Here is a 26,046-nt window from a genome sequence, read left to right as displayed (position 1 = left end):
TCAGAGTTGCATTAATTAGTGACGGTATGGACTAAATAGCTCGAGTAACCAGTCAATAAAAGATTGCACTTTTAAGGGCAGGTTACTCGATTTAGGCGTTAACAAATAATAGCGATATGGACTCGTAAATTGGGCGTCGGTATTGGCTTCAAATGGGATCACTAGCTTGCCAGTTCGCAGTTCATCTTCAATGAAAAAACGTGGGATCAGAGCAACTCCCATACCACTGACTGCTGCCTGACTTAACATGTAGAAATGCTCAACACCAAATTTCTTATCAGTTGTGAGCTCAAGTCCAACATTTTCCGCCCAGAGCTGCCATAACCCTGGTCTAGTCGTGTGCTGTAGCAAAGTCATCTGATTAATATCTGTAATATGGATAAGGTTTTCTGCCAATGCGGGCGAGCAAACTAAACAAAGATCTTCATCCATCAAAGTCATTACATTTGCAGCCTTTGGCACAGTGGTACTGCTGCGAATAGCGATATCGTAATTGACCTTATTAAAGTCAACCTCAAAGTCACCAATTGATAGATCCACATATAGATGTGGGTAGCGTGATTTAAACTCTTCCAGCCTTGGGATCAACCAACTGATGGTGAGGCTAGGTAATACGTTAATCGCTAAGGTTTGTGTGCGCAGTGGCTGGCTAATTAAATCACTTGTTGCGTTGTTGATGGTTTGTAGTGCCGCTTGAGCATGGATAAAGTAGCGTTCGCCCTCGTCGGTAAGCTTAAGGCTTCTATGCTGACGAATAAACAGCGGTAAACCAACAAAATCCTCGAGTATCTTAACTTGTTTGCTGATAGCACCATGGGTGACAAACAGCTCTTTACTTGCAAGCGTAAAGCTCATTAATCTTGCTGATGCTTCAAATGCTCTAAGGGCATTTAATGGCGGTAGATGCGAATACATTAGTAATACCAGGATATGTTTTAGTGTGAGTTTATTTCACGTAAGGCGAACAATAACTCCTTTGAGTTTTATCTGCAAACCACGTTTAATAGCGCCATTAGAATCAATTATTAATCCATCATGACTTTTGACCTTACTTTCGAGATTATCGCACTGTTATTTTTTGTCGCTATGTTAGCAGGTTTTATTGACGCGATTGCCGGTGGCGGTGGTTTGTTAACCATACCTGCGTTGATGTGGGCCGGGTTGCCGCCAACGGTAGCGTTAGCAACTAATAAGCTACAAGCTTGTGGTGGTAGTTTCTTCGCCAGTTTTTATTTTGTACGTAAAGGCATGGTAAAACTAGCTGATATGAAACTCAGTATCGCATGTGCTTTTATTGGGGCTGCCTTGGGTACTATTGCGGTGCAAATGATAGATACCGCCTTTTTAGAGGTGTTCTTGCCATTTTTAATGTTAGGTATTGGTGGCTACTTTTTATTTTCTAAAAGTATTAGTGAAGAGGATAAGCACCAAGTCCTGACTCCTACTGTTTTTGCATTTACCGCGGCCTTAGCCGTGGGCTTTTATGACGGTTTTTTCGGCCCAGGAACTGGCAGCTTTTTCGCGTTAGCCTTTGTCTCTTTAGCGGGTTACGGTTTGGCCAAAGCAACTGCTCACGCCAAAATTTTAAATTTCTCAACTAATATTGCATCGCTTATTTTCTTCGCGATTGGCGGCAAGGTATTTTGGATGCTGGGTGGTGTGATGCTTATCGGGCAGGCTATCGGTGCCACACTAGGTTCTCGTTTAGTACTAACTAAAGGGACAAAGATTATTAAGCCTTTAGTGGTGGTGATGTCGATTGCCATGAGTGTTAAGCTGCTATCGGGTCAATATGAACTGTTCGCTTGGTTGTAATCGTTAAGTGCTAATCTAAGGAAGTCATTAATAATGCGTTTTAAGTGTCGAATGCTGTCAATTAGGTTTATTGCGTTATTGATTTGCTTGGTTATGCCAACCAGTTAGCGAGGTTTTTTAATTGGGTTTGTGATTTGCGTACATGTTGTCAAAACCCGGTATACGCTGTTCCCAATTAGGGATCTCTTCACCGACTATCGATTTTAATGTTTCAATAAATAGCCGGGTTTTAATTGGCGCATTTCGGTGCGGATACACTGCGTAAATTGTACCAAAATCCTCTAAGTGCAGATGGGTCATTATTGGCGTTAATTGCCCCGAAATAATCTCATCGCTAATCATCTGCGCTGTCACCACCGCAAGCATATTTCCTGCAAGTGCGGTTTGAGTCAGCATTTCTAAATCATTCACTTTATAGGCGGCGTTTAGCTTAAATTGTTTTGCTTGCTTATTGTCTTTATAAGCGAATTTATCGAGTAACAAACCAGGCGCAGCGTATACGGCAGCTGGCAAGCTCTCTAACTGCTCTATTGTCGTTATTGCTCCATGTTTGGCGATAAAAGCGGGTGAAGCCACGATTAGTATCCGATTTCGGGCAATTCTTTGGCTAATTAAATTAGACGTTTTTGGCTTACCGACTCTAAAACCAATATCGAACCGCTCGCCAATCATATCGATGATTCTGTCTTCTAGGCGCAGCTCCACTTGAGCCTCAGAATGTTGCTGCTGAAATATCATAGCGGCTTGCTGCACATATTGCCGGCCAAATAAGCTTGTGCTGCTGATCCGTAACAATCCTTTAGGCTGCGAATGATAGTTTTGCGCAATCAAATAACTATCGTTTAGCAAGGTTCGCAGACTTTTAGCTTGATTGAGCATTTCATCACCGGCAGCAGTTAACGCTAATGAGCGGGTTGTACGGTTAAGTAAACGTACGCCTAGTTCATCTTCTAAACGGCTAATCTGCTTAGAAATTACCGACCTATCAAGATTTCGTTGTTCGGCAACTTTGGTAAAAGAGCCGAGTTCGACAACTTCCAATAACAATAATAAACGTGTTGAAAAATCCATAATCTCTAATCTATATTCTATTGGTGCATATTTGGCATCAATGATGTGCTTATTTTAGGGTTTTTGTTCATCAATAACAAATTTATAGTAGTTCCATACCGAAGACATTAAGGCGTTATCAAGGATTAGACTCTTCTACACTTAGATTTCCTTTTGTCTGCGAACTTACATTGTTAAATGAATTGAATGAGGCTACACCATGAACAAGTTATCAATTACTACTGAAAATCACATCACAACCGTAAGCATCAATAACCCACCTGTAAACGTGCTAACGATTGACCTTATTAATGAAATCAATGCTTTTGTACTGTCACTAAAAGATAACCGTGATACAAAAATAGTGGTGTTTAAGTCGCTGCATGAGCAATTCTTTTTAGCGCATCTAGATTTAAACGTAATAAACGGTACTCAAGGTGGCCAAGCTGCATCTATCGAATTTAACCACATGATTGCGAACATAAAGGCGATGAAGCAGCTATCGGTTGCAGTGGTTGACGGCGTTGCACGTGGCGGTGGTAATGAGTTTGTGATGGCATGTGACTTAGCTTATGGTACAGAAAACGCAGCATTTGCTCAGCCTGAAGTGCATGTAAATATCCCTACAGGTGGTCAAGGTGCGGTGCAGTTTGCAAGACGACTTGGTAAAGGCAAAGCACTACAAGCACTCTTGTTAGGTAATGATTTTACAGCGCCGCAAGCCGAAGCATTAAATATCATTACTCAGTTTGTGGCAAAAGCTGAGTTAGAAAGCTTTTTAGCGCAAACATTGGCTGTTATAGCAAGCTTAGAAGTGCGTGATATTGTGATGTACAAAGAAATTATTAATAGCTCAATTATTGATGAACAGGCCGGTGCTGAGCTGGAGTTACGTTACTTTTTAGAGCGTGCTAAAGAGCAAAAAACACAAGCCATTATCTCTGCGTTCTTGAAACATGGCGGCCAAACCGAAAGAGAAGCACAGGACATTCAAGGAATTTTTGCTGATACTACAGCAGAGCTTGCCAATTAATTCTTAAAGTATTGCTTATTTATTGCTGTTAAAAATTAATCAATTTGCTGCTTAAAACCATCCTAAATAACCCCAGTTGCTTTTGTCTCTGGGGTTGTTTTTTAGTAAAATTTACAGCGACTTAAAGATTAGATGTTAGTGATACTGAACTTATTTAATTTGCCGATTTATGCTTTAAGATAAGCATATGTTGCCCCTATCACAGAACTGGGTGTATTATCCAGCCCCACCGCTTCATGTCACAAACTTGTTTTAGGCGATTCATCTATACTTAGGTCTAATCAGGGCTTATAGCCTATTTGGCGATTGTAAAATAGAACTAATGATCCAAACAATCCATAAACTTGGACGGTCAGGCATCGTCCTACTCATAACTGGTATATCCGTATCCACATCCTTATTTATTACCTCCATGGTATTTTATGTTTGGCAAGGTAGCGCTATTAGTAATATTGGGTTAGCCGCAGCAATTTTGACGCCGTTAACCGTGACTCCCGTTGTCTCATGGTATTTGCTAGGACTTTTGATGAAGGTCAGCACGCTTGAGCAAGAAATGAGATTACTTGCATCTCTAGACCCACTTACAGAGTTATTGAACCGGCGCGCGTTTTTTAATGATGCAAAAGTACTCGTTAATTACGCGATTCGCGAACAAATCAGCGTATCCATTGTTGCGCTAGATTTGGATAAATTTAAATCTATTAACGATACTTATGGCCATTCTACCGGTGACTTAGCGTTAACGAATTTTACCAAGGTCTTGAAAAGTTGTTGCCGACAATCAGATGTCACTGGCAGGTTAGGTGGTGAAGAATTCGCGGTATTTTTACCAAATACTTCTGCGGATGAAGCATATCTATTTACTCAGCGTTTGCATCTAGCTCTCGGTCATTCGCCGATTAAAGTACAAAATACCTTGATAAAGTACACTGTCAGCATAGGTTTATTATCTTTGGTTCCAACTAAGATGGACACTATCGAGAGCTTGCTGCATAAAGTGGATAGCTCACTTTATATTGCAAAAAATAGCGGCAGAAATCGAACGATTGTGCATGGTAGCTAAAGCATATTTGTTTGTTGCTTGGACGAGCAAAGCTGGTCTAATGAAGCTTGGTAATACTAAGTTATTTAGTGATAAACAAAGAAGCGATTAATAAGCCTAACTGTCGATAGCTAGGTAGCTAGGCTTACTCGGAAATAGACGAGATTATGCTGATAGATTATCTAACACCACATCATCACCAATGTCATAAAGCGCCTGGGTTAGTTTATCTTCATCATGGCTGTTCATACCAACATTAAAGTCGGCTCTAAACAGCGGGATCCCGGTATGACTAGCACTTTCATAACGAGTACTCATATGTTCAATGTTTATTCCTAGAGCACTAATTTTATTAGATATTTGATGTACAAGACCTGGTCGGTCATTAGCGACCAATGAGTAACTAACGTGTTTGTTCTTAGCTTGTGGTTTGCTGGTTTTAGCGTAGGTAAGTGCAACACCGTCCAGTAATTCTAATGTTTCAATTAATTCATCCCACTGAGCTGAAGGGACTTCTAATAATAAAATAGCGGCGAAAATACCATCAATGTGACGTAACTCTGAATCTAACCAGTGGCCGCCGTGTCTGCTCACGCTGTGGGCAATCTGCTCTACTAAGCCTTCTCTGTCGTTAGCTTGCAAGGTAACTAAATATCTTAACATTTGATATTACTCCATTATTTATCACGTCAAAGGGTATATATTCTTTCTAAATCTATAAGATAGCGCTTCATTGCCCAGCTATTTACATCGGAAATTCTTGCTCATTAAGTCGGCTTTTAGTTCACCGTTGTAACACTAGTGTCATTTTTGCGTCATATAATGCACCACATTAAAATATGCTGAGCTAATGTCGTGGCAAATCAAAGCACGCTTCTAGTGTTAGCATAGTCGTTAATACAATCCCAGTTAAACTTTGACTGGCTTTATAATAATCGAGGTTCTTAATGGAAACTCAGGTAACTCAGCCTGGACCTGCAGCCAAAAACCTATTGATAAACAATGGGACGACGCGCAGAGCAATCAAGGATAAAGCAGCCCAAATTGGTGTCACCGTAGGTGGAACCATGGTATTTGTTGCGCTGCTATTGATCTTCTTTTATCTACTTTATGTAGTAAAGCCAATCTTCGACAGTGCTGATGTTACAGAAGTTGTAAGTGCTGAGTTTCATGACGCTAAGCCTGCATTAATGGTGGGTAGCGATGAGCAAAATGAAATCATGTACCGAGTATCGCAGCTGGGTAAAGTCGACTTTTATGACACTCACACATCGCAGTTGCTTAGAAGTGAACAAATTAATACTCCTGCTGGCACTCAAGTGGTTAGCAGTTCTGCAGCTGTGCCGAGTGAGCAACGTTTTGCCTTGGGTTTAGATAATGGCCAAGTAATTATCGCAGGTGTTGAATTTGGCGTAACCTATCCAGATGACAAACGTTTAATCACGCCTAAAGTGCGCTTTTTAAATGGTAACGAAGCACTGACAGTCGACAGAGAAGGGCGCGCAATAAACAACTTAGTATTTGATTACAGCAGCGATAAAATGAGCTTTGTTTATCAAACTGATGACAAAGTTTGGCACCTTTCTCGCCAAGAAGGCGAAGAGAACATGATGACGGAAGAAGTAGAGTGGATGGCTTATAACAGCATCATTCCTGATTCTCCTGTTAACGTGCAGCAGCAATTAATGACGCCAGATCAACGCCAGTTGATTTTAAGTTCAGACAATAAACTGTTTATTTATAACATTCGTGACGCTGAAGCTGTTGAGTTAAGCCAAGTGCTTTCACTTGGCCGTGCAAAAGCCAAAGTCACTAACGTTACTTTGCTTGCTGGCGCTAGTTCATTATTGGTCAGCTACGATAACGGTGTTGTACAACAGTACTTCCAAGTAAATGGTGAGCAAGGTCGTCAATACCAAGAGATCAGAGACTTTAACGTTAAAGGCGACATTCACAGTGTAGCGTCAGAGTTTTATCGTAAGAGTTTTGTCACAATTACTGAAGACGGCGAGTTAAGCTTGCTATACACAACCAGTGAAAAGCAGCTTTTCTCTGAAAACCTTGGCCTTAAAAATCCTGGAACAGTCGGCTTTAGCCCTCGCTCTAATGCATTAGTTGTAGAGGCCGATGGCAAGCTTAATCTATTCAGTGTTTCTAACACTCACCCTGAAGTGTCTTGGAGCGCGATGTGGCAAAAGGTTTGGTACGAAGGTTATCCAGAGCCTCAATATGTATGGCAATCAACATCAGGCTCAGATGATTTCGAGGCTAAGTTAAGCTTAATGCCACTGGCTTTTGGTACCATGAAAGCGGCACTTTACGCCATGTTATTTGCTACACCGCTTGCGATTGCTGGCGCAGTTTATACTGCGTATTTTATGTCGCCAAAAGTGCGCGCCATTGTCAAACCGACCATTGAGATTATGGAAGCCTTGCCTACGGTAATTTTGGGCTTCTTAGCGGGTCTTTGGTTAGCACCATTAATTGAAGACAACCTACCCGGTATTTTAACACTGCTAGTGCTGCTACCGATTTCAATTTTAACAACGGCATTCGCTTGGCATAAAATGCCAGCAAGCTGGAAACAGCGTCTACCAGATACCTATCAAGAGCTTATCTTACTGCCGATTATTATTTTTGTTGGTTGGTTCTCGTTCGCTATCAGCCCAGCGTTGGAGCTAGCGTTATTTGATGGCAACACCCGTATGTTTATTACTAATGAGCTAGGTATTACGTTTGACCAACGTAACGCTTTGGTGGTTGGTATTGCGATGGGCTTTGCTGTTATTCCTACTATTTTCTCTATTGCAGAAGATGCGGTGTTCTCTGTTCCGCGCCATTTATCAAATGGCAGCTTGGCACTTGGTGCAACCACATGGCAAACGCTGACTCGAGTGGTATTGCTGACAGCAAGCCCGGGTATTTTCTCTGCAGTGATGATGGGACTTGGCCGCGCTGTTGGTGAAACCATGATTGTACTGATGGCAACAGGTAATACTGCGATTATGGAATGGAGCGTGTTTGAAGGCATGCGTACTCTTGCTGCCAACATCGCAGTTGAAATGCCGGAGTCGGCAATTGGCAGCTCGCATTACCGAGTGCTGTTCTTAGCGGCCTTTGTACTGTTTATCTTTACTTTCTTCTTCAACACGATTGCGGAAGTGGTGAGACAGCGTTTACGTGAACGTTACAGCTCACTTTAACCCCATTGTTATGGATGATAAGAAAATGATGTTGAATAAAATTTCACTAAATACAATTTCGGCAAATGCCTTAAGAGGTTTAGCAAATGGGTAAGTGGTTTAAATCGGGTTCTCCTTGGATTTGGATGACCAGCGGCGCCGTCAGTATCAGCTTAATTGCAGTGCTGGGTTTGTTGTTGCTAATTGCATGGCGCGGCCTAAGTTACTTTTGGCCAGCTGATATTTATCAGTGGGAAATGAAAAACCAACAAGGTGAGCGTTATACCTTAATTGGTGAAATCTACGATAAAGAAGAAGTACCTACGGAGCGCTTAATTGCAGCCGGGCATAAGTTTGATACTGAAGTGGGCGACAATGTTACCCGTTACTTAGTTAAAACGGGTAACCGTGAATTTGTAGGCCTAGATTTTCGCTGGATTTTAGCAACGGATATTATTTCGCGTTCTAAGCCTGAAGATATCGCAGTGATTGAGCGTAGTAAAAATGGTGATTTTTACGGTTATCCAATTGCAATTATCGAAGACGGTAAACGTTTAACTTCACAAGATATTGAAGCAGATTTTGAGTCGCATATTGACCGCGCAGTCGATTTAAATGAGCAAGCACTATCTCTGCAAAAAGGTGTTATTGGCTCCATTAACTACGAGCTTGAGAATCTACGCTTAAAAGCTCGCAGTTATGAGTTGGATAACGCACTAACTGATTCGAGAAAAGCTGAAATTGAAGCGGCTAAAGCTAAGCTAAACGCTGAGTACTTAGTGGTAGAGAAAGAGTTCTTTGCCTTGAAAACGCAGGCGGGACGCGACGCTGTTGTTATTCGCGATATGCGCGGCGAAGAGGTCACCCTAAAACTTGATACCATTTTAGATGTTGCCTACGCCAACCGCTTAAGCTTTATTGGCAAAATCGGTCACTGGTTTGTGGGAGTGGGCAAGTTTGTCAGTGACGACCCACGTGAAGCCAATACTGAAGGTGGTGTATTCCCAGCGATTTTCGGTACCGTGTTTATGGTGATGCTGATGGCCGTTATTGTGACGCCGTTTGGGGTTATCGCCGCAATCTACTTACATGAATATGCTAAGAAAGGCCCTGTGACTAAGATGATCCGCATCGCGGTGATTAACTTGGCTGGTGTTCCTTCAATCGTATACGGTGTGTTTGGTTTAGGCTTCTTTGTGTACATGTTTGGTGGCACGTTAGATCAGCTATTTTACCCAGAGGCGCTACCAGCACCAACCTTTGGTTCACCCGGTGTGATTTGGTCTGCATTAACCTTAGCCATTTTAACTTTGCCAGTTGTTATCGTATCGACTGAAGAGGGCTTAAGCCGCATTCCAAGTTCGGTACGTCAAGGTAGTTTGGCACTAGGTGCTACAAAAGCAGAGACGCTATGGCGGATTATCATCCCAATGGCGAGCCCTGCGATTATGACCGGACTTATCTTAGCCGTTGCCCGTGCAGCAGGTGAGGTGGCACCACTTATGTTAGTAGGTGTGGTAAAGCTTGCGCCAACACTACCTATTGATATGAATTTTCCATTTGTGCATTTAGAACGTAAGTTCATGCACTTAGGTTTCCACATCTATGATGTTGGTTTCCAAAGCCCTAACGTAGAAGCAGCGCGTCCTTTGGTATACGCTACTTCATTCCTTTTGGTCTCGGTAATTGTGGCACTTAACTTAACTGCCATTGGTGTACGAAACCACTTACGCGAAAAATATCGTTCGCTTGAGCATTAATTGACGATTATCCTAAGCAGTAGGACAGAACATGATTTCAATAGATCAATCGGTAATGAAGACTGATATGCTAGACCTTGAAAACCTTACAGAAGAACAAACAGCCCTAGAGATCCGCAACTTGGATCTTAAATATGGCGATAAGCAGGCACTGTTTGATGTGTCGATGAAGATCCCAAAGAAAAAGGTGACCGCGTTTATTGGCCCGAGTGGTTGTGGTAAATCGACATTGCTTCGTTGTATTAACCGTATGAATGACTTGGTCGACAACTGCCATATTGGCGGTGAGATCATGCTACATGGTCAGAATATTTACGATAAAAGAGTGGATGTAGCGGCGCTTCGTCGTAACGTTGGTATGGTGTTTCAGCGCCCAAACCCATTCCCTAAATCAATTTATGAAAACGTGGTTTACGGTTTACGCCTACAAGGGGTAAATAATCGCCGCGAGCTTGACGATGCTGCAGAGCGCTCGCTTCGTGGCGCTGCGATTTGGGATGAAGTGAAAGACAGACTGCACGACAACGCATTCGGCTTGTCGGGTGGTCAGCAACAACGTCTAGTGATTGCGCGCGCGATTGCGATTGAGCCTGAAGTATTGCTGCTTGATGAACCAACATCTGCACTGGATCCTATATCAACCTTAACAATTGAAGAGTTGATCACTGACCTTAAATCGAAATATACCGTTGTTATCGTAACGCACAACATGCAACAGGCGGCGCGTGTATCAGATCAAACTGCCTTTATGTATATGGGCGAGTTAATTGAGTACGCTGATACCAATACCATTTTCACCACGCCCAAGCAGAAAAAGACTGAAGATTACATTACTGGTCGTTACGGTTAATCGAGATAGGAATTATTGCAATGGAAAACATGAATTTAAATAAACATATCTCAGGACAGTTTAACGCTGAGCTTGATGATATCCGTAACCGTGTATTGGCGATGGGCGGCCTTGTTGAGCGTCAATTAGAGCAATCATTAGATGCGTTAGGCGCACTAGATGCTGAGCTCGCGCAAAAAGTGATAGACGGTGACCACAAAGTTAATGGCATGGAAGTCGCAATCGATGAAGAGTGCACTCGAATTATTGCTAAACGCCAACCTGCAGCGAGTGATTTACGCTTAGTGTTAGCGATTTCAAAAACTATTACCGACCTTGAACGTATTGGCGATGCTTGTGTAAAAATTGCAAAAGCTGCGATGGATAAGCGTTCTAAAAATCAGCAGCCACTCTTGGTTAGCATTGAAAATATGGGCCGCCACGCAACCCGCACATTGCACTCTACACTTGATGCATTGGCGCGTATGGACGCCGATGTCGCGTTAGAGTTACATAAAGAAGACCGAAAGCTCGATACAGAATATGAAGGCATTATCCGCCAATTAATGACCTATATGATGGCCGATCCTCGCTCAATTCCTGAGGTGCTGGATGTGCTTTGGGCTGCGCGCGCGGTAGAGCGTGTAGGGGACCGTTGTCAAAATATCTGTGAATACATCATCTACTATGTAAAAGGTAAAGATGTGCGTCACATCTCTTATGAAGAGATGGAAAAAGACTTAAAAATTTAATATTTATTAGCAGATGTATCATCAGTTGAATCAAATGTTAACGAGTGGTGGTGAGATTGGGTTCACAGTTTTTTATAAATGTTGAGTTTGGTGATACAAAAAAGCAGCGATTAAGCTGCTTTTTTATTTATGGGCTATAGACGAAACCGTTAAGCCGATAAATAATGTATAGTGTAAGTGAATAGTGTGTTGTAGCTCCCTGTTAGTAAAATCCCATTTAATAGCTGAACCGGCCGTAATACGGTGTTTTCAAGTTGGGCTATTCAATGTGATTTGTTGTACGTTTTAAGGTAAGTAAGTGCTTATTACTTAAGCCATTCTAGTAGCTAAAGTGAAAGCAAATATTTTCTTGATTGGTATTAATATGTTAAATCACCCAAGGCATTATCTATCGTTTTAGATAATTTTTGGGGCCCTTAGCATGTTTAAGGTGAGTTTCACTTATGAGTCTAACAACACAATAATAACCCCGTCAGTGTATTGTGATTATCTGTTAATACACAACACAACATGGCGGCCTTGTCGCGCAAGCTAGAATAATTGCGTGTACTTAATTAATTTCGGTAACTCTATGTCGATAAAATCGAGCATTAATCCACCCGTCTTTTTTTCATCAGTTATATTAATCACGTTAATGGTTGTTGTTTGTGCGGTATGGCCAACACAATCACAAGATATTTTTAAAACCGCACAATCTTGGTTTGAGCTTAAAGCTGGTTGGCTTTACATCCTTGGTGTGGCCGTTTTTCTTATTTTTATCATCTTCGTTATGGTCAGCCGTTTTGGCGATATTAAGCTTGGCCCTGATCATGCTGAACCCGACTATACCTACAAGAGCTGGATCTCCATGCTGTTCTCAGCGGGTATGGGGATTGGTTTGATGTTCTTTGGCGTTGCAGAACCGGTGATGCACTATATGTCGCCACCTGATGCAGATCCAATGACCATTCAAGCGGCAAAAGATGCCATGAAGATCACTTTCTTCCATTGGGGTATTCATGCCTGGGCGATTTACGCTGTCGTGGCATTGAGTTTGGCATATTTCTCTTACCGCCATAAGCTCCCTTTATTACCAAGAAGCGCTTTATACCCGCTAATTGGCGATAAAATTTATGGCCCAATTGGTCATGCTGTCGATACGTTTGCGGTACTCGGTACCATGTTTGGTGTGGCGACATCACTTGGTTTTGGTGTATTCCAGCTAAACTCTGGACTTAACTTCCTACTTGATGTGCCTGTTAGCACAACTGTTCAAGTATGTTTGATTATTGGTGTGTGTGGTATTGCCACGCTATCGGTTTTCTCAGGTCTAGATAAAGGCGTTAAACGCTTAAGTGAACTGAACTTATTGCTAGCAGTATTACTACTCGTATTTGTGCTTATCTTTGGCCCAACAGTTGAATTACTGCAAGCATTTGTGCAAAACACCGGTGCTTATTTAAGTGATATTGTAGGTAAAACATTTAACCTGTACGCCTACGAGCAAAAGAACGATTGGATTGGTGGTTGGACGCTTCTTTATTGGGGCTGGTGGATCTCATGGTCACCATTTGTTGGTACCTTTATCGCTCGCGTTTCTCGTGGTCGTACTATTCGTGAGTTCCTAGTAGGCGTGCTGTTTGTGCCATCAGCACTAACATTTTTATGGATGACAGGTTTTGGTAACAGCGCTATTGAAGTGATCTCAAACGGCGGCACTTACTTATCTGATGCGGTATCTAAAGATGTATCAGTCGCGCTGTTTGTATTCTTTGAGCATATGCCATTCTCGACTTTACTATCTTCTATTGCCCTTTGTTTGGTGGTGACTTTCTTTGTAACATCATCAGATTCTGGCTCATTAGTTATTGATAACTTAACATCGGGTGGTGATCACAATGCGCCAGTTTGGCAACGTATTTTCTGGGCGTTAATGCAAGGTGTTGTAGCATCGGTGCTATTGCTAGCGGGTGGCTTACAAGCGTTACAAACAGCAGCGATTGCGAGTGCTCTGCCATTCTTAATTGTTATGTTACTGATGTGTTTTGGCTTGTATATTGCGCTTAAAGATGACTGGCTTAAGATCAATAGCGTGCAATCGCACAATACCAGCGTACAGTTTACTAAAACGAACGTGAGTTGGGAGTCGCACATTGACGTGTTGTTATCGCACCCTAGCCAGCAAGAGGCGCAAGACTTCTTAGATGATGTGGCGCAGCCCGCATTAACTAAAGTATGTGAAAGCTTCTTAAGTCGTTCGATTTCAGCTGAGATCTTAAATTTTGATAATCGTGTGCGCTTTGTGGTGCACAGTGAAGAGCATAATGACTTTGTTTATGGTCTTAGGATCCGTGCATTTAGTATTACGAACCCGCTTGAAAGTGAAGTTGCCGAAGGTGATACAGCCTACTACCGCGTTGAAGTATTCCTAGAGCACGGTGGTCAACATTACGATGTGATGGGCTTTACTCAAGATCAGCTGTTAGCCGATGTAGTGACCCAATACGAGAAGTACTTACATTACTTGCACCTTTCAAGTTCTGAGTACTTAGGTAGCGAAGCGAACTAGTTTGCTCAGTAAATAAATCGCGGCTCATATTCGCGGATAATTTGCGATGAAATCTACCTAGACTCGGTATACAATCGAGTCTAGGTAACAAACTTTAAATGAGAAATGTAATGTCGACCAATCAAGGGCAAAGTAAGTTAGATAGAGTATTGGCTGAAGCTAGAGAATATAAAGCAAAGCGTGAAGTGGGTTACCGCGAGCAAGCGCTAAAATTATATCCATGGGTTTGCGGCCGTTGTACTCGTGAATTTAATAATGCCAATCTGAGAGAGTTGACGGTGCACCATCGTGATCACAACCACGATAATAATCCATCAGATGGTTCAAACTGGGAGCTGTTGTGTCTTTACTGCCACGATAATGAACACTCAAAGTTTGAAGAGTTGATCCAGTACGGTTCAACCACTGAAACTAAAGTTGAAGCAGCAACTTATAATCCGTTCGCAGATTTAAAAAGCATGCTGAAAAAGTAACGCAATATAGCGATTACGCAAACATTAAAAAGCCGCTTTTAGCGGCTTTTTTGTGCCTATTTTTTGCTGTAGGGTTAATCCACCTCTTTAATACGGCTTTCTGCTTCTAACCACTTATCACGACTTAAAATAGCGCTATTCTCCCCACCTTGCATATTGGTTTTACGGGCGTTGATGTTTTGCCAAATCTCAGCTTTACGTTCATCGCTGGCTTTGCCCCAGCCTACAATTTCATCAATATGGCGATAACAGCCCATACAATAATCTTCATCGTTTAATCCGCAGCGAGCAACGCAGGGTGATTGCATAATAGAATTAGCTTTTTATTTGTTCGAATTTACGGCGGATCTTAAGGTAGCTAACTAGAACTTACAAGCGTGGACTTATTTGCTTGGTGAGAATCTTTTGCTCAAGCGCCGCACAATGCGCGTGAGTAGTCCATAATTGACATAGCAATAGGTAACGGCATAAACCGATGATAGTATTGATGCATATTGGCTATTAGGCCTTTTATTTCAATGTATTGTGTGTTTTTTGGAGGAGTTATGAAAGCGGTGTTTCGCTTTTGTTTTATCGCTGTTGCAGCAACACTGCTAAACGGGTGTTCACTGCTAGAAGTTAAGTTGGAAAGTGGTATCGAACCATTGCCACAAGAACAGTTAAATATGCGCGTATTTAGCCGTGATTTTAGCACGGTTTTCTATAGCCAAGTTGAAAGCGCTGCAGATCTGATTGAGCGCAACACAGACAGTATTCCGGTTAAATCTAACACCTTAATGTGGAAGATTAATGCTGAGCAAAACCTGCAACATACGATTTTCCAAGCCTCACCAACGGCAGCTATGTTAGATACTTGGGTGTTCACCGAGCAAATGGTGGAGTTTTTTGAGTCTGGTGCAGGTAAAAATGTTTTTGGCGAGCAGCAAGCTGTTGCAGTTGAAGCAAGCATTAAATTACGTGATCAATTCGAGCGTACTGTAAAGAGTTTCGGCGCTGCTAAATTTAACAAGAACCAAGAGTTCGTTAAAAAGTATGTCGCTAGCCATCCAATCAAGGATATGGCATTTGCGCGTGAATCTGCATTTACTGACTGGCTTGAGTTTCACCAAATTAGCGAATTTGATGCCATCACCACTTTTGGTACTGTGCCTGAGGTGATGAGCGACATTTCTGACCGTATGGCGATGATTGCCGAGCAGATGCCAAAAATCTTAGGTTGGAAAGCAGAGCTATACGCACTGCATTCTAATATCAATGCCGATGAAATTCAGCGTACTTTAACCAGTATTAGCGACACATCAGCTAAGTTTCAGCAGCTGATGGCGCAAAGCCCTGAAATGATGCAAGCCTTAGCTGTTGATATGCGTAAAGAGTTAACCCCATTGTTAGCTCAGCTGAGCGCTGATACTGACGATAAGCTAAAACAGTTATCGGTTGAGCGCCAAGCATTAGAGCTAATGGTAAAAACCGAGCGTCAAGCGCTGGAAACTATGGTGGCCCGTGAGCGCGCAGCTGCGGCTGTTGATTTAGAGCAAATTTCGCAAAATGCGGTAGAAGTGGTTTTTCAAGAGATCACTAAAACCCTTAAGAGCTTAATTTTGTACTTTGTACTTTTCTTAGTTGTGGTCTTTTTTGCCCCTCTGGGCTTAGGTGTGTGGCTAGGTAAGCGGATGCAGATAAAAAAGCAAACCACGAATGAGTTAAAGACTGAAGCTGCTAAGTAGCCGCTGTTAAGTTGCCGCAGCTAAGCAATAGTCTGCTGGCATCGCTATATTTAGCTATCGCATGATAAACTAACGGGCAGCCACTAAGCTGCTCGTTTTCATTAGTGCATCTTTTTACTTCAATATAAAAGCTATTATCAATTCCATGACTGCAGAGCAAAAACTAAAGCAAATCGATACCTTACTCACTCAGAGCCAGATGCTATGGCGCTGTCGCTCATTTGAGTGTCAGGATTTACCCTGGCAACAGGAGTTCCCTGCGCTTGCCAAGTTAGTCTGGCAGTTAGATGATGAACTGCTCGATAAGATTGATGCCTGCCAGTACACATTAAATAAAACCTTATTGCCCGCATTAATTGCTGATTTAACCGCACAAGCTAAAGACTGGCCTATTGAACTGTTGGAGCAGTCAGCCATAGGTAATGCAAAGCCAGTTGATACTGAGGCGTTATCAACGCCTCAGTTACTCGATGATACCGATGAGCCACACTTTAGTGCCCATATTAAAGGGCGTAAGTGGCAGCAAATTAATGCCTTTGTGGCACAATTGCCGCAAGATAATACGCCTGTGCTTGAGTGGTGCGCGGGTAAAGGCCATTTAGGCAGGTTAATCGCTAAAGCGCAGCACAGAGAAGTTGTCAGTCTTGAGTGGCAGCAAAGCTTATGCAGCGCGGGTGAGCAATTTGCGAAGCAATGGCAGTTACCCCAGCGTTTTATTTGTGCCGATGCCTTTGCTGGCCAAAGTGAGCAACTTCATCGTGATCAGTTAGCGGTAGCACTGCACGCTTGTGGTGACTTACATGTGCAGCTACTTAAACATGCAACAGACGCTGGCACTAAGCAACTAGTGGTCTCACCGTGTTGTTATCATTTAATCAGAGACAAACAATATCAAGCCCTTTCTAAAGTTGCCCAAGCCAGTGAGCTTAAGTTAAGCCGCGCCGATCTACAGTTACCACTGCAGCAAAGCGTTATTGCAAATGATAAACATAAAGCCTATCGCTTGCAGGAAATGGTTTGGCGCTTGGGCTTTGATGCGCTGCAACGCGAGGCGCGCCAAACGGATAGCTATTTGCCGGTACCAGCAATAAAACAAAGTCAGTTAAATGGAGAGTTTAGTGACTTTTGTAAATGGGCTGCTGAAGCGAAAAGTGTTAAATTAACCGGTGACATCGATTGGCAGCATTATTGCCAACTAGGTGAGCAGCGGCAAAAATTGACCCGTCGTATCGATTTAGTGGCTCATCTTTTTAGAACCACACTTGAGCAATGGTTATTACTCGATAGGGTCTGCTATTTAGAAGAGCATGGCTATCAAGTTAATTTGAGTGAATTTTGTGCAAACAGTATTACACCGAGAAATGCGTTAATTACTGCATTTAAATAATAATTCTAGGCTAGCTTAATTTAATCTTGTCGTAACAAATTGTTTATTAAGTTGTAATTAAGTTAGCTGTGATTGAATCCGCGCGAAAAGTGACGCCATTTTTCAAGTAAAGTCTAAGATAGATCAGATTAAAAGAGCGATGTAATGCGGTTTTTTATTGAATCATTGGGATTTTCTTGCTCAAATGGCTGGTTAATAATAAATAACAATCTTGATAGGCTGTTAATCCGCCAATCTTGTGAGCGACTAAAAGCAGTTTCATGAAATATTCCCGCGTTTTTATTAATAGTATGGCCTACGAGCTAGCGCCAGAAGTTGTGTCGACTTCGGAGCTTGAATCGCGTTTAGCGCCTTTATACCAAAAGTTTCGTATTCCAATGGGGCAGCTTGCCACGTTAACGGGAATACATGAAAGACGCTGGTGGCCTAAAGGGCACCGTTTATCTGATGGTGCATTAGCTGCAGCCCATAAAACCATTGCTGAAACTGACGTGCAGATAAGCGATTTAGGCGCAGTGGTTTATACCGGTGTATGCCGTGATCAACATGAGCCTGCTACTGCTTGCCGTATTGCCGCCGAGCTTGGCGTCTCTAAAGACACCGCTATTTACGATATCAGCAACGCCTGTTTGGGTGTGCTTTCGGGCATTTTAGATATCGCTAACCGTATTGAACTGGGTCAAATTAAAGCCGGCCTAGTGGTCTCTTGTGAGTCTGCTCGTCATATTGTTGATATCACTATTGATAAAATGCTTGCTGAGCCAACAATGCAAAACTATGCCCAGTCGTTAGCAACCTTAACCGGTGGCTCTGGCGCAGTTGCTGTATTGCTAACAGATGGCAGTTTAAACCTTAAAGGTAACCGTCAACATCAGTTATTAGGTGCTAGCCATCTGTCGGCGCCGCAGCATTACGATCTATGCCAGTGGGGTCTTGAAGAAGCAGGTCCTCAACTGTATCGCGAATTTATGCGTACTAACGGTGTCGCGCTGTTAAAAGAAGGTGTGGAGCTTGCTCGTCATACTTGGAGTCACTTCCTTGAGCAACGTAACTGGTTAGTTGAGCAAGTCGATAAAGTTATTTGTCACCAAGTGGGCGCCTCTAACCGCCGCAATGTACTTAGTGCACTAAATATTCCAGAAGAGAAAGAGTTTCCAACCTATAAGTTGCTGGGCAACATGGGCACAGTATCTTTGCCTGTTACTGCGGCAATGGCACACGATCAAGGCTTTTTGAAAAGCGGTGACCAAGTGAGCTTTTTAGGAATAGGCAGTGGTTTGAACTGCATGATGTTAGGCCTTAAGTGGTAAGGCATGATTAACGCGGACACTGCTCGCGTTGTTGTCTGCAAACGCTAAGTTTGCCCCCTTAACTTACACAGCGTCCGATAAGTATAAGAAAGATAGGAAACGTCATGCTAGACACTCTGCACCCATTTAAACGCAATTATTTAGATAGAAACGGTAATAAGCTTCAGTACGTTAACGAAGGTCAAGGCGAGCCTGTTGTTATGGTACATGGTAACCCTAGCTGGTCTTTCTATTACCGTAATTTGATCAGTGCATTAAGCGACAAGCATCAATGTATTGTGCCTGATCATATTGGCTGTGGCTTATCAGATAAGCCCGATGACAGTGGCTATGATTACACTCTTAAAAACCGCATTGATGATTTAGAAGCTTTGCTTGAACATCTAGATGTAACACAAAATATTACTCTAGTGGTTCACGATTGGGGCGGCATGATAGGCATGGGTTACGCTGCGCGTTATCCAGAACGTATTAAGCGGTTGGTGATCCTTAATACTGGTGCATTCCATCTGCCAGTTACTAAGCCGTTTCCTTGGGCTTTATCTATTTGTCGCAACACTGCGTTAGGGACTTTTCTTGTTCGCGGTTTTAACGCATTTTCATCGGCAGCATCTTATGTAGGTGTAAAACGTAAACGGATGCATAAAGATATTCGTGAAGCTTATGTGGCACCATTCAATTCATGGGCAAACCGTATTTCGACACTGCGCTTTGTACAAGATATTCCGTTAAAGCCGGGTGACCGTAATTACGATTTAGTCTCAGATATTGCAGCTAGTTTGTCTCAATTCCAACAGGTGCCAACGGTGATCTGTTGGGGCTTACAAGACTTTGTATTCGACAAACACTTCTTAACTGAATGGAAGCAAAGAATGCCACATGCCAAAGTGCATGAGTTTGCTGATTGCGGTCATTACATTCTTGAAGATGCCAGCGACGAAGTAATTGGTCATATTAAAGACTTTATTGCCGAAACCGAGGCGCCTACAGACATTAAGCAAGAATCGGTAGCTTAGTCGCTATGGTAAGTCAGAGTAATATTAACAATGACGGCGCAAATTTGTGCCGTCATTTAGTTAGCGCCGCTGAAACTATTCCTACATCACTTGCGGTTGCCGTGCAGCAATCAAACGGTCGCTCGCTAAGTAGCTTGCAATACCAAGAGATGGACTTTCAAACCTTGCATCGTAAAAGCGATACACTTGCCGCTGCGCTGGTGCATCATGGTTTACAACCAGGTATGAAAGCCGTGTTGATGGTCACACCAAGTATCGACTTTTTTTGCTTAACCTTTGCACTTTTTAAAGCAGGAATAATTCCTATTTTGGTTGACCCCGGCATGGGCGTGAAAAACCTTAAGCAATGCTTTATTGAGTCAAAACCCGACGCTTTTATCGGTATACCTAAAGCGCATATTGCCAGACGTTTATTTGGATGGGGAAAATCCAGCGTTAAATTTAAGATTAATGTCGGCGGCAGTAAATGGCTAAACGCATTAACAGGCGCTAAAGATTTAGCAAGCGTTGTAGCTGCCCATGGGGCAACAGATAAGCCCTTTGCCATGCGATGGTTAGATAGCGATGCAATGGCAGCCATTTTGTTTACTAGCGGTAGCACTGGCACACCCAAAGGTGTGGTGTATTCACATAAGATGTTTGAGGCGCAAATTACTGCGCTGAAAAATGACTATCAAATAAAACCTAGTGAGCGTGACTTAGCCACATTCCCATTATTTTCTTTATTTGGCCCAGCACTTGGTATGGCATCGATTGTGCCTGATATGGATGCCAGCAAGCCTATTACAGCTAATCCAGAATTTATCTTTGCTGCAATTGAAAAATATCAATGCAGTAATATGTTTGTTAATCCAGCGCTTATCGAGCGTCTCGGCCAAGCGGGTGAACAAAAGTCTCATCAGCTTTCTTTTATCAAACGAGTCATTTCTGCAGGTGCGCCAGCAACCATTTCATCGATAAAGCGCTTTAGCAAAATGCTTAATAGCGGTGTTGAAGTGCTTAACTCTTATGGCGCCACTGAATCGCTACCTATTAGTAAAATGGCCAGTAGTGAGTTGTTTAACACCACGGCAATAACCGATAACGGTGGCGGTATTTGTGTTGGCCGAGCTATCGATGGAGTTGATATTGCCATTATTGATATTGACGAGCAGCCGATTACAAGCTGGTACAATGAGTTGTGTCTACCTGCTAATCAAATCGGTGAAATCGTTGTAAAAGGGCCGATGGTGAGCGCGAGTTACTATCAGCGTGACAGTGCCACCCAAGTTGCAAAAATTCAAGATGGGGACAACATACGCCACCGCATGGGCGACCTCGGTTATCTCGATAGTGACGGTTTACTGTGGATGTGCGGCCGTAAAGCTCACAGGGTTGATGCCGATGCGTTACCTGCCACCAAGAATCAACCAAAACGTTATTACTCTATTCCGTGTGAGCGTATTTTTAATACCCATAGCGATGTGAAGCGCAGCGCATTAGTTGGTGTGGTGGTTGCTGGTAAAACCACGCCATTAATATGCATTGAGCTGAAGCAATCGGTTGCTTGCTCATTATCGGGCGTGCTCTATAGCGAGCTAAAAGCGATTGCCGAGCAACATGCGCAAACTCAAGGGATTGAACGCTTTTTAATTCATCCCGATTTTCCGGTTGATATCCGCCATAACGCCAAGATCTTTAGAGAGAAACTTGCGGTGTGGGCGCAAAAACAAATTAAGGAATAGTGCATCTTGTCTGCCACAGTTACCTCATCTAGTGCTAGCACTGCGACTAAAGCTACTTACTCAACTAGCGAGTTCAATCAGTTACTTCCTCAAGAGCAAGCGGCATTAACCGCACTAAAGCAAAATGTCAGCCATGCTTTTGTTACTGGTGCTGGCGGCTTTTTAGGTGAGGCAATATGCAAGCGACTCATTGCAGCAGGGATTAACGTCACTGGTTTTGCCCGTGGGGATTACCCAAGGCTAAATGCGATGGGTGTAAACATGGTTAAGGGTGACATTGCCGACGAGCAAGCGTTACTTAATGCAATGCAAGGCTGCGATTTGGTGTTTCATGTTGCTTCAAAAGCTGGAGTGTGGGGCTGTAAGCAAAGTTATTATTCGCCTAATGTTAATGGTGCACGCTTTATTATTAGTGCTTGTAAACACGCTAATATCGCTCATTTAGTTTATACCAGTACCCCAAGTGTAACCTTTGCTGGTATTGATGAGAACGGCAATGACGAGTCTGCACCATACGCAGCCAATTTCTTAAACTTTTATGGTGAGTCTAAAGCGATAGCAGAAAAAATGATGCTAGCAGCTAATGGTGATTTACTGAGTAACGGTAAGCAACTTGGTACTACCGCATTAAGGCCGCACCTTATTTGGGGCCCGAATGATCCCCATCTTGTGCCGCGGGTGTTAGAACGAGCTGTAAAAGGCAGATTAAAGCTGGTGGGTAAGCAAGATAAGTTGGTTGATACCATTTATGTAGGCAACGCCGCTTATGCGCATATTTTGGCGGCCGTGGCTTTGAGCAATAATAATGGCGAGCAAGATTTCAGCCCAAGCCAAACTGCGTGTGCAGGTAAAGCCTATTATTTAAGTAATGATGAGCCGATAACGATGGCGGCAATGCTCAATAAAATCCTTGCTTGTAAGGATCTCCCACCTGTGACTAAGCGTGTACCGACTCAGCTCGCTTATGTTGCAGGCTGTATACTTGAGTCGGTATATGGTTTGTTAGGCAAACAAGATGAGCCGATTATGACGCGCTTTGTCGCCCGGCAGCTGTCAACCAGTCACTATTTCGATATTAGCGCAGCTAAGCACGATTTAGGTTATAGCGCGTTAGTGAGTATTGATGAGGGCATGGCGGAGCTTAAGCGTTCGTTAAATTAATCTTTGATATTAGTGTTTTTTCGATTACTAATATTGTCGAATAATACGTTTACGGATTTTTATATTCCAAGGCAGTTAGTTCGCTCAAGGCTATTAGTTTCGTTCGCTCAAGGCTGCTTATTTGCTTAGGGATGTTAATTGGCTCAAAGCTGTGGTCATACCGTGGGAATATTTGTTATGGTATGCAACACAAATACGTTTCTATGCGGTTTAATCATCAATCTTCACTATTTTTCATTGTATTAGTGATGTTTTATGCATTGGCTTTTAGTTAATTGATCTAAACCGCATTTAAGTAATTGGCAAATATAAGGATATATTATGCTTCAAGCTAGCTGTAGTTGTGGCCAACTTTCATTGTCAGTAACAGGCAATCCTTCTCGGGTATCAGTGTGTCACTGCCACGCTTGTCAAAAACGAACAGGTAGCGCTTTTGGCGTACAAGCACGATTTCCCAATGATTGTGTAACCGTAAAAGGTCATAGTAAAACTTATCAGCGTATGGGCGATTCAGGCTCGACAATCCGTCATTTTTTTTGCCCTGAATGTGGCAATACTCTTTGGTTCACTCTAGATGCAATGGCCGATGTTATCGCCATACCGCTTGGTAACTTTAGTGAGCAGGTTCCCAATATCGATGAATTATTTGCTCCTACAGTCGCGGTTTATCAAACGCGCTGTCATCAGTGGGTAACGCTTAAGGGCATTAGTGAAATATACGATTAATAGCCGTTATTGATTTTAAATATATCAATAGCAATAGGCGCTTTTATTCAATTTAAGGAAGGGAAATATCCGAATGTTTGCTCAATTTAATCAGTCCAATTTATCTAGCCTCAAACCTAAATTTAATAGTCGCTTGTTAGCACCATTTTATCTACTGCTGATGCTAATTGTCGGTGCGTTAATGCCCGTTCATGCTACTGAAAATCCTTTAGTGGGCAGTTGGCAGCTAGTGTCTGGTAAGTATTTAGATGGCAAAGGCCAATGGATTGATTATGCTGATTTAAAGCTCAGCGCCATTAAGGTGATCTCAGCAAAGCATTTTAGCTTTACTACAGTAAAAAATATCGGCACCGCTGAGGAGCCTGTTAATGAGTTTTGGGCCGCTGGCACAGGCAGCTATCAATTTAGTCAAAGTGATTACGTGGAGTATCCAGAGCTTAATTCTTTTGGGGTAAAGCCTGGTACATCATTTGCCTTTACTTATGAGCTTAAAGGTAATAAGTGGCATACCAAACGTACGGAAGAGGGCAAGGTTAAAGAGGTTGAAGTATGGTTAAAGCTTGATTAACCAAGCTTAGCTTACAGTGCTGATAAATAATCATTTAAAAACTGAGCGCAGGCTAATACTGTACGTTGCTAATCACTGATGATGTTTATTACTGACGTTTTAAGAAAGATAGGAGTACTAAATGAGTTCGAAGGCTGATAGAGATATTGAAAAAACTTATAGCAACGAAGAGTTCGTTGCTAAATTAAGACGACTTGCAGATTCGATTGAATCGGGTGAAAAGTTTGAGATCCAAATAGCGGGTGAGCGCATATACGTGCCAGTGCGTGCTGCGTACAGTATTGAGCATGAACGTGGCGACTCTGAAGAAGAGATTGAGTTTCAGATCAAGTGGTCAAATTAGTCTGTAGCTTACGAGCAATCTTGAAATAACAAACGCAGTGTTAAGCCAACACTGCGTTTTTTATTGCTAATGTTTAATTTAATAACGATAAAGCTCGGCAGTTGAGAGTATCAACAGTATTTATTAAACAGTGCGTTATGGTGGTTTTAGGGTGTTACTCAATAATGACTAAGCGTTTTTCATGAACGCTAGTTTTGATCCTAATGCGATAAAAAACACACCCGTAATTGAATTTAACCACATTTTAAACCTAGCACTGTTGGTCACGTCTTTAACTTTTGCCAGCATGATAACCATGATTGAAAACCATATAAAATTAAGCACAGTGTGGGTTGTAACGAGTGCATAAGCACTGATTGCACTTTCACTATTAGGCATGAATTGTGGGAAAGCAGCCAAATAAAACATAGATACTTTCGGGTTAAAAACATTGGTGATAAAGCCTTCTAAAAATGCTGCGCGCATCGATGCCGCCCCCACCACTGAATTAGCAATAGCGTTATTTTTGGGGCTAGCTAAAAGCTTGGACTTCGGCTCAGCGATAGCCATGGCTTGGCTATTATTAAGGCTATTATGGCTTGAATTTATCGGGAGTGTGTCGCTTTGCTTGAAAGCACCATAAATAGCTTTTATCCCTATCCAGACTAAATAGGCAGCACCTAACATTTTAAATATAAAAAAGGCTTGAGCTGATTGAACTAGTAATATTGAAATACCAAAAATTGATAGTGTGCCATGAACATAAAATGCCGCAACAAAGCCCCAAATGTTGGCAAAACCGGCTTTTTGTCCTGAAACAGGTACGGTTTTAGCGATAAGGAGTCCATTAGGCCCTGGTGAGATAACGAGCAGTATTGCTACTGCAATAAAAGCGAAGATGTTATTTATGTCCATTGATTTTCTACTTTGAAATAATGACGCTCCGAGGATGATTTGCGCTCGCTTGCACTTCTACTTATTCACTAAATCCACTTTTGCTGCTCTGATGATACGGTAAGCTCACTTTGAGTGTCACCAGTATGAGCTGTAGATGCAGGCTCAACCATTAAGAAGTGAGTGTTGTCTTGTGCTTTAGGGCAGTGCTCAACACCTTTTGGAACAACGTACATTTCGCCCGGGTTAAGCACAATATTTCCTGTCCTTAACTGTAAAGTGAGCTGTCCTTTAAACACTAAAAATAACTCATCTTCATTATCGTGTTTATGCCAAACAAGTTCACCACTGCCTTTGGCTATTTTTACCAGCTGGCCATTGGACTTGGCTATGACTTTAGGAGTCCACTCTTCATGGAACAGATTAAACTTATCGGCAATATTTATTTTCTGCATAGAAACCTACTTAGCGTATGACACATTATTAAGAGTTTAAAATAAACGACAAAGGAGCAAGCCCACAATTGTCTTTTCAGCGAACTCTTAAGCCGCATTTTTAGTAGTAACATGAAATTGAACGGCAATGAAGGTTATCAGTAAAAGAGCTATCACGGAGGCAAGCAAGGCAATAATCCATATTGGATTGCTACACAGTTTATATAAGCATGTAAACGATAAATATACTTTAAATATAGCGAGTTACAATAATATGTGAAAGATGGGGTGAGCCA

At 42.3% G+C, this 26,046-nt stretch carries 24 protein-coding genes; 18 read left to right on the top strand and 6 right to left on the bottom strand.

All coding sequences use genetic code 11. The features are described from left to right. Nucleotides 1–15: 15 nt before the first annotated feature. Complete coding sequence (locus tag MSG37_RS04430) at nucleotides 16–915, bottom strand: LysR substrate-binding domain-containing protein (RefSeq protein WP_248469369.1); 900 nt, start codon at nucleotides 913–915, stop codon at nucleotides 16–18. 120 nt (nucleotides 916–1,035) lie between these two features. Here MSG37_RS04430 and MSG37_RS04425 point away from each other — a divergent pair, with 120 nt between their 5' ends. After that, on the top strand, nucleotides 1,036–1,815 hold the full coding sequence (locus MSG37_RS04425) for a TSUP family transporter (RefSeq protein WP_248469368.1): 780 nt from the start codon (nucleotides 1,036–1,038) through the stop codon (nucleotides 1,813–1,815). Nucleotides 1,816–1,932: 117 nt separating this feature from the next. Here the strand turns inward: MSG37_RS04425 and MSG37_RS04420 are convergent, their stop codons facing one another. Next, nucleotides 1,933–2,886 (bottom strand): LysR family transcriptional regulator, encoded by a 954-nt coding sequence (locus MSG37_RS04420; protein WP_248469367.1) that lies wholly within the window; start codon nucleotides 2,884–2,886, stop codon nucleotides 1,933–1,935. 199 nt (nucleotides 2,887–3,085) lie between these two features. Here MSG37_RS04420 and MSG37_RS04415 point away from each other — a divergent pair, with 199 nt between their 5' ends. Next, nucleotides 3,086–3,898, top strand: a complete 813-nt coding sequence (locus MSG37_RS04415) for an enoyl-CoA hydratase/isomerase family protein (protein WP_248469366.1) — start codon at nucleotides 3,086–3,088, stop codon at nucleotides 3,896–3,898. Between the two features lie 322 nt (nucleotides 3,899–4,220). Further along, nucleotides 4,221–4,961: a GGDEF domain-containing protein gene (locus MSG37_RS04410; RefSeq protein ID WP_248469365.1), complete on the top strand. Its 741-nt coding sequence runs from the start codon at nucleotides 4,221–4,223 to the stop codon at nucleotides 4,959–4,961. 144 nt (nucleotides 4,962–5,105) lie between these two features. Here MSG37_RS04410 and MSG37_RS04405 read toward each other — a convergent pair whose 3' ends face one another. Next, nucleotides 5,106–5,603: an ACT domain-containing protein gene (locus MSG37_RS04405; RefSeq protein ID WP_248469364.1), complete on the bottom strand. Its 498-nt coding sequence runs from the start codon at nucleotides 5,601–5,603 to the stop codon at nucleotides 5,106–5,108. Nucleotides 5,604–5,887: 284 nt separating this feature from the next. Between MSG37_RS04405 and MSG37_RS04400 the strand changes: the two genes are divergently transcribed. The 6 genes from MSG37_RS04400 to MSG37_RS04375 all read left to right on the top strand — a co-directional run bounded on the left by MSG37_RS04400 (nucleotide 5,888) and on the right by MSG37_RS04375 (nucleotide 14,484). Continuing rightward, nucleotides 5,888–8,143, top strand: coding sequence for an ABC transporter permease subunit (locus tag MSG37_RS04400; RefSeq protein ID WP_248469363.1), 2,256 nt, complete (start codon nucleotides 5,888–5,890; stop codon nucleotides 8,141–8,143). An 86-nt stretch (nucleotides 8,144–8,229) separates the two neighbouring features. Then, nucleotides 8,230–9,882, top strand: a complete 1,653-nt coding sequence (gene pstA / locus MSG37_RS04395) for a phosphate ABC transporter permease PstA (RefSeq protein ID WP_248469362.1) — start codon at nucleotides 8,230–8,232, stop codon at nucleotides 9,880–9,882. Nucleotides 9,883–9,913: 31 nt separating this feature from the next. Further along, complete coding sequence (gene pstB / locus MSG37_RS04390; protein WP_248469361.1) at nucleotides 9,914–10,732, top strand: phosphate ABC transporter ATP-binding protein PstB; 819 nt, start codon at nucleotides 9,914–9,916, stop codon at nucleotides 10,730–10,732. A gap of 20 nt (nucleotides 10,733–10,752) precedes the next feature. Further along, nucleotides 10,753–11,463 carry a phosphate signaling complex protein PhoU gene (phoU, locus tag MSG37_RS04385; protein WP_248469360.1) on the top strand — a complete coding sequence of 237 codons (711 nt, stop codon included), beginning with the start codon at nucleotides 10,753–10,755 and terminating at the stop codon, nucleotides 11,461–11,463. A gap of 571 nt (nucleotides 11,464–12,034) precedes the next feature. Then, a complete protein-coding gene (locus MSG37_RS04380; RefSeq protein ID WP_248469594.1) occupies nucleotides 12,035–14,011 on the top strand; it encodes a BCCT family transporter in 1,977 nt (658 codons plus the stop codon). Nucleotides 14,012–14,121: 110 nt separating this feature from the next. Then, nucleotides 14,122–14,484, top strand: coding sequence for a YajD family HNH nuclease (locus MSG37_RS04375; protein ID WP_041410992.1), 363 nt, complete (start codon nucleotides 14,122–14,124; stop codon nucleotides 14,482–14,484). Nucleotides 14,485–14,558: 74 nt separating this feature from the next. Here the strand turns inward: MSG37_RS04375 and MSG37_RS04370 are convergent, their stop codons facing one another. Next, a complete protein-coding gene (locus tag MSG37_RS04370) occupies nucleotides 14,559–14,792 on the bottom strand; it encodes a DUF1289 domain-containing protein (RefSeq protein WP_248469359.1) in 234 nt (77 codons plus the stop codon). Nucleotides 14,793–15,029: 237 nt separating this feature from the next. Between MSG37_RS04370 and MSG37_RS04365 the strand changes: the two genes are divergently transcribed. The 9 genes from MSG37_RS04365 (at nucleotide 15,030) to MSG37_RS04325 (ending at nucleotide 24,443) form a co-directional block, all read left to right on the top strand. After that, a complete protein-coding gene (locus tag MSG37_RS04365) occupies nucleotides 15,030–16,208 on the top strand; it encodes a chemotaxis protein (protein ID WP_248469358.1) in 1,179 nt (392 codons plus the stop codon). Nucleotides 16,209–16,353: 145 nt separating this feature from the next. Continuing rightward, nucleotides 16,354–17,595: a methyltransferase gene (locus MSG37_RS04360; protein WP_248469357.1), complete on the top strand. Its 1,242-nt coding sequence runs from the start codon at nucleotides 16,354–16,356 to the stop codon at nucleotides 17,593–17,595. 260 nt (nucleotides 17,596–17,855) lie between these two features. Continuing rightward, on the top strand, nucleotides 17,856–18,905 hold the full coding sequence (locus tag MSG37_RS04355) for a 3-oxoacyl-ACP synthase III (protein WP_248469356.1): 1,050 nt from the start codon (nucleotides 17,856–17,858) through the stop codon (nucleotides 18,903–18,905). Nucleotides 18,906–19,009: 104 nt separating this feature from the next. Further along, on the top strand, nucleotides 19,010–19,921 hold the full coding sequence (locus MSG37_RS04350) for an alpha/beta fold hydrolase (RefSeq protein WP_248469355.1): 912 nt from the start codon (nucleotides 19,010–19,012) through the stop codon (nucleotides 19,919–19,921). Between the two features lie 5 nt (nucleotides 19,922–19,926). Further along, nucleotides 19,927–21,645 carry an olefin beta-lactone synthetase gene (gene oleC / locus MSG37_RS04345; protein ID WP_248469354.1) on the top strand — a complete coding sequence of 573 codons (1,719 nt, stop codon included), beginning with the start codon at nucleotides 19,927–19,929 and terminating at the stop codon, nucleotides 21,643–21,645. A 6-nt stretch (nucleotides 21,646–21,651) separates the two neighbouring features. After that, on the top strand, nucleotides 21,652–22,806 hold the full coding sequence (gene oleD / locus MSG37_RS04340) for a 2-alkyl-3-oxoalkanoate reductase (RefSeq protein ID WP_248469353.1): 1,155 nt from the start codon (nucleotides 21,652–21,654) through the stop codon (nucleotides 22,804–22,806). A 321-nt stretch (nucleotides 22,807–23,127) separates the two neighbouring features. Continuing rightward, complete coding sequence (locus MSG37_RS04335) at nucleotides 23,128–23,532, top strand: GFA family protein (protein WP_248469352.1); 405 nt, start codon at nucleotides 23,128–23,130, stop codon at nucleotides 23,530–23,532. Nucleotides 23,533–23,605: 73 nt separating this feature from the next. Beyond that, complete coding sequence (locus MSG37_RS04330; RefSeq protein WP_248469351.1) at nucleotides 23,606–24,100, top strand: hypothetical protein; 495 nt, start codon at nucleotides 23,606–23,608, stop codon at nucleotides 24,098–24,100. Between the two features lie 121 nt (nucleotides 24,101–24,221). Then, on the top strand, nucleotides 24,222–24,443 hold the full coding sequence (locus MSG37_RS04325) for an amphi-Trp domain-containing protein (RefSeq protein ID WP_248469350.1): 222 nt from the start codon (nucleotides 24,222–24,224) through the stop codon (nucleotides 24,441–24,443). A 168-nt stretch (nucleotides 24,444–24,611) separates the two neighbouring features. Here the strand turns inward: MSG37_RS04325 and MSG37_RS04320 are convergent, their stop codons facing one another. Continuing rightward, on the bottom strand, nucleotides 24,612–25,337 hold the full coding sequence (locus MSG37_RS04320) for a LysE family translocator (RefSeq protein ID WP_248469349.1): 726 nt from the start codon (nucleotides 25,335–25,337) through the stop codon (nucleotides 24,612–24,614). A 68-nt stretch (nucleotides 25,338–25,405) separates the two neighbouring features. Continuing rightward, nucleotides 25,406–25,771 carry a cupin domain-containing protein gene (locus MSG37_RS04315; protein WP_248469348.1) on the bottom strand — a complete coding sequence of 122 codons (366 nt, stop codon included), beginning with the start codon at nucleotides 25,769–25,771 and terminating at the stop codon, nucleotides 25,406–25,408. Nucleotides 25,772–26,046 lie beyond the last annotated feature (275 nt).

It is taken from the genome of Shewanella sp. 1CM18E (assembly GCF_023161665.1).
In the GTDB taxonomy this organism is placed as follows: domain Bacteria; phylum Pseudomonadota; class Gammaproteobacteria; order Enterobacterales; family Shewanellaceae; genus Shewanella.
Note: the sequence above shows the minus strand (reverse complement) of the source record. Positions and strands in the feature narration are given on the sequence as shown.